9 protein-coding genes are annotated in these 9,392 nt (G+C 37.9%); 1 reads left to right on the top strand and 8 read right to left on the bottom strand.

The genetic code is table 11. The features are described from left to right. The 4 genes from I2F89_RS15095 to mazE form a co-directional block, all read right to left on the bottom strand. The coding region (locus I2F89_RS15095; protein WP_195514592.1) for an efflux RND transporter periplasmic adaptor subunit at positions 1–986 on the bottom strand (986 nt) is incomplete at its 3' end. Between the two features lie 59 nt (positions 987–1,045). Then, the gene (locus I2F89_RS15090; protein ID WP_074802108.1) at positions 1,046–1,276 is read right to left on the bottom strand and encodes a hypothetical protein; all 231 of its coding nucleotides are present in this window, start codon (positions 1,274–1,276) and stop codon (positions 1,046–1,048) included. A gap of 251 nt (positions 1,277–1,527) precedes the next feature. Beyond that, the gene (locus I2F89_RS15085; protein ID WP_195514591.1) at positions 1,528–1,869 is read right to left on the bottom strand and encodes a type II toxin-antitoxin system PemK/MazF family toxin; all 342 of its coding nucleotides are present in this window, start codon (positions 1,867–1,869) and stop codon (positions 1,528–1,530) included. Beyond that, on the bottom strand, positions 1,869–2,099 hold the full coding sequence (gene mazE, locus I2F89_RS15080) for a type II toxin-antitoxin system PemI/MazE family antitoxin (protein WP_195514590.1): 231 nt from the start codon (positions 2,097–2,099) through the stop codon (positions 1,869–1,871). The genes I2F89_RS15085 and mazE overlap by 1 nt, the downstream gene beginning before the upstream one ends. A gap of 241 nt (positions 2,100–2,340) precedes the next feature. Between mazE and I2F89_RS15075 the strand changes: the two genes are divergently transcribed. After that, on the top strand, positions 2,341–2,922 hold the full coding sequence (locus I2F89_RS15075; protein WP_195514589.1) for a recombinase family protein: 582 nt from the start codon (positions 2,341–2,343) through the stop codon (positions 2,920–2,922). 120 nt (positions 2,923–3,042) lie between these two features. On the opposite strand, the gene I2F89_RS15070 is transcribed toward I2F89_RS15075, so the two are convergent. The 4 genes from I2F89_RS15070 to I2F89_RS15585 all read right to left on the bottom strand — a co-directional run bounded on the left by I2F89_RS15070 (position 3,043) and on the right by I2F89_RS15585 (position 9,389). Beyond that, on the bottom strand, positions 3,043–3,300 hold the full coding sequence (locus I2F89_RS15070; RefSeq protein ID WP_169059358.1) for a Txe/YoeB family addiction module toxin: 258 nt from the start codon (positions 3,298–3,300) through the stop codon (positions 3,043–3,045). Beyond that, positions 3,293–3,562: a type II toxin-antitoxin system Phd/YefM family antitoxin gene (locus I2F89_RS15065; protein ID WP_195514588.1), complete on the bottom strand. Its 270-nt coding sequence runs from the start codon at positions 3,560–3,562 to the stop codon at positions 3,293–3,295. The genes I2F89_RS15070 and I2F89_RS15065 overlap by 8 nt, the downstream gene beginning before the upstream one ends. A 406-nt stretch (positions 3,563–3,968) precedes the next feature. After that, on the bottom strand, positions 3,969–4,316 hold the full coding sequence (locus I2F89_RS15060; RefSeq protein WP_195514587.1) for a DUF7006 family protein: 348 nt from the start codon (positions 4,314–4,316) through the stop codon (positions 3,969–3,971). Positions 4,317–4,391: 75 nt separating this feature from the next. Next, a complete protein-coding gene (locus tag I2F89_RS15585) occupies positions 4,392–9,389 on the bottom strand; it encodes a WxL domain-containing protein (protein ID WP_229078157.1) in 4,998 nt (1,665 codons plus the stop codon). Positions 9,390–9,392 lie beyond the last annotated feature (3 nt).

The raw sequence follows: 9,392 nt of genomic DNA, 5'->3' as shown, positions 1-9,392 counted from the left end.
ATCAGTGGCATTTCTTCTTTTGGATCGATCTTAACTTTATAAGGAAACTTAGATAAATTAGGATTCTCTTCTTTTTGATCCTTTTGTTTTTCATCTCCAGTTAAGTTTGACACCTGTACAATATTTCCTTGCCAAGTCCTCTCTTGATCTTTACGATCCTTGATTTCTACTCGTTGATCAACAGCGACTTTTTCACGATCAAACTCGGTAACTTGACCATCCACATACAAGTTCGAATCATCAAGGATCTCTATAAAATTTTCTTCTTTTTGACGCTCTTTTGATTGATTGATCAAATCGCGATTCAATGATTTGATTCTTCCTGAGTTATCGGCTTTCACTGTGTCTTCATTCAGCCGTTCTTTTTCGTTTTCGTGAAGTAGTTGGGCTTTTCGCAAATCTGTTTCTATATTCTTCACTTCATTGTCACCAGCAATAGCGTCTGCATGTAGACCTCTGACTACTCCTTCTAATTCTTTGATCGTACTTTGTAACTCTTCGGATTTTTCTTTCGCATAATCCTGTCTTGCTTTTCCAAGCTCTGCTACTTTTTGGTTATGTGCTGTCCATTTTTGGTTTGCAGTCACTCGTGCATGTTCTACTGCTCTCACTTTGATTTCTACGTCCATTTCAGCTTCCACAACTTTTCTCTGTTGATCCGTTTGGTATGTAAACAAAGGTTGCCCTTTTTCTACGACATCTCCTTCATTTACCAGAATATCTTTCACTGTTCCTCGTTCTGGATCAATTTTGATTTTGTTGCTATTATTTGGCATAACTTTTCCTGCTAAAATCAAATTCGCCGCTTTCACCTCATCAATGAGGGATTTGACAGACCGGGCTTCAATATTTGTTTCTGAATTTCCTTCTTTTGTTTTCCCACTAGAAGCAACTATACTGATTGCACCAACCACTAGTAAAACGGTGACGACTGCTACTGGAAAATACCATTTTCGGTTGAATTTTTTTCTTTTTTTAGGCTTCATGTACCTACTCCTTCATTCAGATCAGTCATAAAGAGCGCTTACTACATTCTATCCAATACTTACTCTTCTTCTTTTTCCGACACTTCTTCCTCAAACTCTTGAACAACCGTTCCATTATCAAAAACTTTTTCTGTTCCTTCTTTCCCATCCACGGTTACTTTTCGTTCACTTTTTACTTTTGGCATCTCTGATTCACTTGTATCTTTGGTCTCTGAACTGCATGCTGCTAAAAGACCAATAGAACATACTAATACCAGATAACCTTTATACTTTGTTCCTTTTTTCATCATAAAAAACCATCCTCTTCTATTTGTTTTAGTTATGTTTCTCTTGTTATATTTACTATCATACATGACAGACCTATTCTCTTTCTAAAGCTAATCTGTTTTTTGTGTAATTTTTTTGAACAAAAAGATAGCGCTTAAATTTCACATACAAAAAAACAACCCAAGTGATCGTTGGATTGTTCAGACTACAAAAAAAAATACCCAATTGAGGAGGTTATCTACAGCCTTAAGCATCGTGATTAAATTTACAATGCTTAAAATATATACTGGATAATCTGATCAATTTTAGCCATATCTTGTAAAGGTAAATTTTCTACCTTTTTGAGTTTTCTTTTCTTGAAATCAAGTGATTTTAATTGAGAAATAAGTACTTGCCCATTTGTATCTAAATCTGCAGGAAGAGAATAGCGCGTCGGTAAATTCTTTATAGTAGAAGTAATTGGACAGATTACCGCAAACATTGTCTTCCGATTAAACTCATATCGAGAAACAACTAATCCTGGACGTCTCTTTTGAATTTCGTTTCCTGTCGAAGGATCAAAATCAATCCAAACAATATCTCCTTTTTTAGGAATGTAATTTTTATCTTCTGACACTATAAAATTTCTCTCCCTTCAGGAGTTAAATCTTCCCATTCATCTTTTTCATAATACTCAGATTCTTCTCCTCCACTAAATGGATCATCGATTTTAGGAACTAACGTAATTGTTCCATCATCAGAATATACAACAATATATTCTTGGTTATCTGAAGGTTTTTTACCATTATCCGACGGAAGAGTAATTACTACAGAACTTCCTTGTAATCTAGATTTTGTAATAAGCATAGATATCACTCCTTTTATTTCATGATAATATACAACACTGAGTAACGCAATGGTTTTGAAATATTTATTTAAGCATTCAGTGTACATAAAATCGTCCGTTTCTGGACACTTTGTTTTATTAGCTTAAATTTAAGTTTTTTTATATTTTTAGTGTTCACAAACCCATAAATTAATCTATGTTCAATTAATCTATATGGATAAAGTTATGTTACAATAGACTTTAGTTGGGAGTGATTTTTTTTTGAAAATAGGATACGCCCGGGTGTCAACCGGATTACAAAATTTAGATTTGCAAGAAGATAGTTTAAATAAATTTGGTTGTGAGAAAATTTTTACCGATCATATGAGTGGAGCAAAAAGTAATCGACCAGGATTAGAAATGGCCATCGATTTTGTGCGTTCTGGAGATACACTTGTCGTTTGGCGTTTAGATCGATTAGGAAGGAATATGGAAGATCTGATTTCGATCGTCAATCGTTTGAATGAACGTGGTGTGAGTTTTCATAGTCTTCAAGAAAATATTACAATGGACAAATCTAGCTCTACGGGACAACTTATGTTTCATTTGTTTGCGGCGTTTGCCGAATTTGAGCGCAATTTGATTTTGGAACGCTCGGCTGCTGGAAGAGAAGCTGCACGTGCAAGAGGAAGGTTTGGTGGTCGTCCTGAGAAGTTAACTTCTCAGGATTTGGAACTACTGAAGACTCTAGTAGATAACGGTACGCCTATTAAAACGATTGCCGAACGATGGAACGTTTCTCGAACAACCATTTATCGTTATCTTGATAAGATCGATAAAACAAAAACAACAACTTCCAGTTAACTCCTGAGAAGTTGTTGTTTTATTAGGTAAAAAATATTACACCATCATCCTATCACTAAATTCTTTCCAATAATTTATTTCCATATCTCTTTTAACACTTTTATACTTGCTTTTAATTGGTCAATAGTGATCTTTTGCAGAATAAATAAATATTGTCTCATTTTCAACTTTATATATCAGTCTATGTTCATCTGTAATCCTTCTTGACCATTTCCCAGATAAATCATGCTTTAATGGTTCGGGTTTACCTAATCCAGCAAAAGGAGAACGATCAATGTCTTTTATTAACTTGTTAATCTTTTTTATATTGCTTTTACTTCCTTGCTCATGCCAATAAAGATAGTCATCCCAAGCATCATCAGACCAGGCCTTAATCATCGGTTTCAACCTCAATTAAGTCATGTGTCTTAAATGCACCTTTAGAAAATTGCTCATCGCCTCGACGAATTTTTTCCATGACGTAATTATTGGAAAGTGTTCTCAACGTTTCTTGCATAGAATCATAATCTCTTTTTGATAATACTACAACTGTATCTTCTACATTTTTACTTGTTACAATAAGCGTTTCAGCATCTTCATTAACTTGTCTCATATAACTACGTAAATTTTGGCGGAAATTTGAATAAGCTACTGCTTCCATTACGTTCACCCCTTTTTTATTCCTACAAATTAATTGTACGTTATATTGTACGACTAATCAAGCGATTAAACTCACTAGAGATTCTATTCCACTTTTAATATTGCTCAACTTATCAGTCCGCAGCAGACGTAAATATATTTGTGTGTTCTATTATTTTCTTTTTTTGGGCTACAATTTTTCGCAGTATTTATCAACATCATCAAAGAGTCAGAAATCTCGAAGTTTCTGACTCTTTGGAAGATTTGGTCATACCTTAACAAATTATATTTGAATTGAACAATGATTCATTGACGAAGATCATGAACACAAAACACAATGAGTCACCCAAATTAACCGTAGAAAAAAGAGTGCCCAGATAATAATTTTCTGAACACTCTTTTTACAATGACCTAATACTAGGCTCACTCTATACGACATGAAATACTAGTGAGTGATTGGTCTCCGTACTTAACTCATTGCCGCAAAGTTCTTTAAGGTACGTGCGATAATCTGTTTCAACAAGTCGCAGAATCTCTTGCATCGAAAAATCGTCATACCGAATCAGTTCTGCAATGAGTGTTAGTTTTGCATCGATACCCAGGACTTCAGGAAGTGTCTCCCAAAAGTTGTCTGGCGAGACCTCACTCGTCAATTGATTCAGTCGTTCGAATTGTTGAGACAGATACTCCTTCAGTTCCCTGGTCTCTCTTTTAGCTTGTGTCACGGTGTCTTGAAACTGACGCACATATTCGTCCTTCGTTAGAGGTGTTTCCATCCTAACCACTCCTTTCTCTTCTTCATTGGTTCTGAATGTAAAAAGATGGAAAAATCTTGCACTCTGTTCCTCTTTTTAATTGCCAGGAACGGCGCTCAGTTCCCACGTCAAGGTCGTTTCATAGCGAACGGCTTCAGGATTGGCGCCTTTTGGCACATCTAAAGCCACACTTTTATTAGCCGTTTCTTGATCGCCAAACCGATAGATCCAGGTACCGGTTCCTTCCGTTCCTTGGGCCATTAACAGAATCCGGCGGTTTCCTGGAACCAGTGCTAATGGATTAGTTTGTTGGAATTCCGGTGCACTGCCACCTTGGGCGGTCTCCAGTTGCTGGTTGGTCAGTCGCAAACGTGCCCCGTTTAATTCTCGATTATTGGTTGCGAGAAATGGATAATTTTGTGTCACAGCAAGCTGCCAGCCATTGCGATCATTTTCTGGTCGCCGATCGCTGATTTGAACATAGTTTGGCCGTTCTTCTGTCTCATTGACCGTCCCATCCGCATTTAATAATCGCTGCGGTTGTGCATAATAAGTTTGATCATTGGCTGTGATAGGCTGCGAGCCAAAGTTAAAGGACGAAACAAAATCAACACTTAGTTGTCCTTGATTTTCTGGAAGTTCTGGTTGATTTTCTGGATCGACTTCTTTCTCTGGATCTAATGGATCCACGGGAAAAACTTGTCCGACATCCCCAACGGTTAAAATTGTAGCTGGCTCAAACGTAACATCACGGAAGGTAAATTCAGCTGAAGGATTAATATTCCCTCGATTATTGTTTGTTTCTGGAGGGTTGATTACCCCGGCTGTTTCCGCTAATCCTGCAGAGTCTCTTAAAAAGACTTGTATTTTATCATCTTCCTCTAAGGAGATATCATTCAGATTCAATATGAACGTTCCATCTTTATTAACAACAACGTTTTCAGTAGTTAATTGTTTTCCGTTGTGCATTGCAGTTACTTCTGCCTCTTTATTTTCTGAATATCCCTGAATACTTCTACTACCTTTACCAATAATTGATGAAGAAAATTTTGCAGGAGTAGGGGGTATGATTGGAAAAACTTCCATGGTATCGGTTAAAATTTGATGATCAAAACCTTCAGTCAGTTCTCCACTTGTTAGTTCTACATTAATGATCCGGATTTTGGCACCGGCTTCCAATGGTTCCTCTAAGTCGATTTCAAATAGACCTCCGCGTGGCTCTTCGCCATAAATACTAATTCCTGGCGTATCATTCGAGTGTCCCACAGTTTTAGCAGTATGTTCTGTTTTCGTTCCATTTGCACGTTTAACTTCTACAATGACTGTTGCTTCATTCTCCCATGCTGATCGGCTGTCATCTAGTCCAACAGGAATACTGATATGCCCATGAATTTTTTTGTCTGCATTTGTTGAGACCCTGAGTTCATCCGCGATTGCCCATCGGGCATTATTTGAACTTAATCTAGAATATGACGTCAAGCCAGTGTTCCCAAAAGTATCTGTATTTAATATTTCTGGTTGGTTCGTTGTTCCTAACGTATTGAAATTGGTGCCAGTAAAAGAATAATCTAATGTAGGAAAGTTAAGATCTGGATCGCTATCTAGGTTTGATCCCTTACGCCACACTGCTAAGTCACTATTAGTTGCTTTCAAAGATGAACCTGTTGGAACTGTAAAAATATTACCTTGTAGCCTATTGTTTCTTAAATCAAGAAATAGTGGATTATCAAATTCTATATCAATTTCTCTCCTTGATTGTATAATCCCAGCTGATGCTGTTCTTGGATTACCAACTATTTCTATCTGAGACCCAGAAATAACATCAAATCGACCAAATGATCCATCAAAATCTAGCGAAGGTCCTTGCAGTGAAATTAACTGAAGAACGCTCCCTTCAGAAACTACAAATTCATTTAACCGTGTTTTGTGGGCTGTCAAATCTTCAGGAAACTGGATTGCTTGTTGTCCGCTTCCAGTTGAACCACCAGTACCAGCTGTACCGTCAGTAGAATTATTAGTATGAACATTCTGTGCATTTATTTTACTATTATCTTCGAGAATAAATTTGTTATTTTGTCTATCTACACGTATCGCGGCAGCCGTCCCTCTTTGTACAACATTCATTTCAGACGAATTTAAAGTAATATTGGCATTCCCATGTTCAATTAACCTAACTGCCCCATTAATACCATTAGATTCTGTTGAGATGTTAAGCCTAGCATCATTCGCTAAATTTAATTTAGAACTATTACTGTACAAGCCTAATCCTGTACCTATATTTCCAGTAAGATTAATTTCTGAATTGTCTATCTTCACATGCGCATTCTCTACTAATTTAACTCTGTGACTTTGTCCGAGAAATATCATGGCTTCCATGCTATTGTTATCTTGTACTGTCCCCGTACTTATGGCTTGAATAGAAGATTCTCCATTAACCAATAAACTTGCGGAATCACCGTATATTGCCAGATTGTTTCCATTACCTCCTTTTAAATCAAGATCAGATTTGTCACTGACAATTATCGCTGAGTTATCTCCGTTTATTCTTAAATTGTCTCCATTATTGGTGTGATTTTTCATGCCACTATTTCTAAATACTGCTTCCCCATTATTTCCACTCAGTAAAACCCCACGTCTTACTCCTGAAGTAATTTGGATTTCTATTTCTGATTCATCAATAACTGATAACTTAGGTTCTGGTCCTCTTAGATTAATGGCATTATTAAATGTATCCGTTGGCACGTTATTACTACTTGTTGTTATAACAGCTAACTTAGAACCACTTGAAACCGAAAGCTCAGGACGCACATTATTATTTCCAATCTGGATGTTATCACTTGTTGTGGTACCTACACCATTTACGGTAACCTCACTTTTGTTACTTAAAGAGAGTAATGCATCAGTGCCTTGCAAAGTAACCCCGTTACCAGTAACTGTCGTTACATTAAACTGACTACCGTCAACCACCAACTCTGCATTGCTACCATTTAAGTGCACTCCTCGTCGTGCATTAGAGGTTATTAGAACTTCCAGTTCTGATCCCCCGGTGACTGTTGCTTTCGGATCAGCTCCCCATAAATTAATGGCATTATTCCCCACAGCAGTTGCTCCGTTGGTATGACCTCCTGTCGAAACGAATAACTTAGAGCCACCTGAAACTGAAAGTTTAGGACGCGCGTTATTGTTTCCAATTTGGATGTTATCAGTCATTACATTATTTACACCTTTTACGGTAACTTCACTTTTATTGCTCAAAGAAAGTAATGCATCGGTACCTTGAAGAATCATCCCTGAAGAACCATTACCCGTATTTATGATGACTAGCTGACTACCATCTAAAATCACTTGTGGTGTTGTACCTTGTAAATAAATCCCTCGCGCTGTGGAAGAAGTCATTGTCATCTCTGTATTAGTGAGTGACAAAACCGGATTATCTCCTACTAAGTTTACTCGCGGACCATTTCCTGAAACAAGTTGAACAATACTATTTTCTGTAGAAAACAAAGGACTATCTCCGATAATATTTAGTGGTTCATATGCCACAGAAGTAACGGATAATTCAGAATCATTGACTATAAGTTGTGCATTATTTCCTACTAAGTGGAGACCTCTTCTAGCCAAAGTAGCATTAGCTATCAAACGACTTTCTGAATTCACCATAATTTTCGGTGTACTTCCTGTAAGTGAAATTACATTATTTGCCCTATCTGAAGGTCCAGTATTAACTCCTGTAGCATTGACAACTAACTGTGACTTTGTTCGTATATCTATTTCGGGGTTTTCTCCTCCAAAATCAATCGTATTGGCCGCCCCAGCAGTTGTTATCGTAACTTTTGCCCCCTGTTCTACAGTGAGCTTCGGATCTGCTACAGTGGCAGAAGAAAAAAAGACCGTCGCATTCCCTCGACTAATAGTGATTTCTGCTTGGTTTGTTACTACGACTTCTTTTGCTTCGATGAAGGTTTGTGCAGAAGCTGTACGTGTAAAGTTTGATACGCCACCTGTAAAATGAATGTTTCCTTCAGGAAGAGAAGCTAATCGCATGTTATTCGCATTCGCCTCGGTAATATCTTCTAATTCAACCGTCCAATTTTTACTATTTTCTACCGTTGCGTTGATTAATGGTGTACCACCAACTTTTGTCAGTGTCACATTTTCAATTCGAAAGGCGCTCTTTTCTATCACTTCTGCTAATTGGAAGTAAAAACCATTGTTATCAAAAGTCAATGTATGACCATTTCCTTGGATCAATAATGGACGATCCACAGCTAGGATATTTGCCGCAGAATCTGTCAGATTAGCTTGAACCGAAATGATTCCAATATCAGGATTGGCAACGGCTGCTCTGAATTGCGCCATCGTAGTGACTTCTTCTTTCTCCCCATCAAAGACGGTCGGCTCCTCTATCGCTTCATCGGTCTCTTCCGCATCGATTTGTTGCTCCTGCGGCACTTCTGACACAGGCTCACGTACGTCTTCTGCCGGTTGTTCATTCTCTTGATCTTCTTCTATTCCATTTTCTTCTTTTAAATCCTCTTGTCCTACTGAATCCTCATCGGACGATTCTGTTTCTTCGACCGGGACTTCCTCACTAGTCTCTTCTGGTTCTTGCACCTCAATAGTCGCTGTCGCATCTTCCACATCGACCTCATAGTTTCCTGCCGAGTCAAATACTACTGGAAGGACAAAGGTATTTCGTACACGTTCGGTCTGGATTATCCATTCATGAGAGTGCGTTCCTTGTTTTGCAGTAAGACCCGCTGGCAACTGCTCTTTTAGTAGTTTTGCTTCGTTAGGTAAGGTGACTCGTGCTTCTGACACTTCTTGGTCAGAAAAGAAAGTCACCTTGATTGGTTCTTCGATCATTCCTTGCATACGCGATTGTGTAAAGAAAAAGCGTGGTTCACTTGTTTCTCCTTCTTCTAAATAATTTTTTATGCTCGGAAGTTCCAATGGTTCCAGATCTTCTTCTGTCTCATGTATAGGTGCCTCAATCGTTTCTGCATAAATCATGCCTACTGGCAGGCAGAGTACTTGCAGAACTACTAAAGTCGCACTTAGCAGTACCTTCGTTCTTCTCCAGGTCATCGTCATCAA

It is taken from the genome of Enterococcus sp. 1001283B150225_161107_E12 (assembly GCF_015556925.1).
In the GTDB taxonomy this organism is placed as follows: Bacteria; Bacillota; Bacilli; order Lactobacillales; family Enterococcaceae; genus Enterococcus_B; species Enterococcus_B mundtii.
This window is presented reverse-complemented; position numbering and strand designations above follow the sequence as displayed.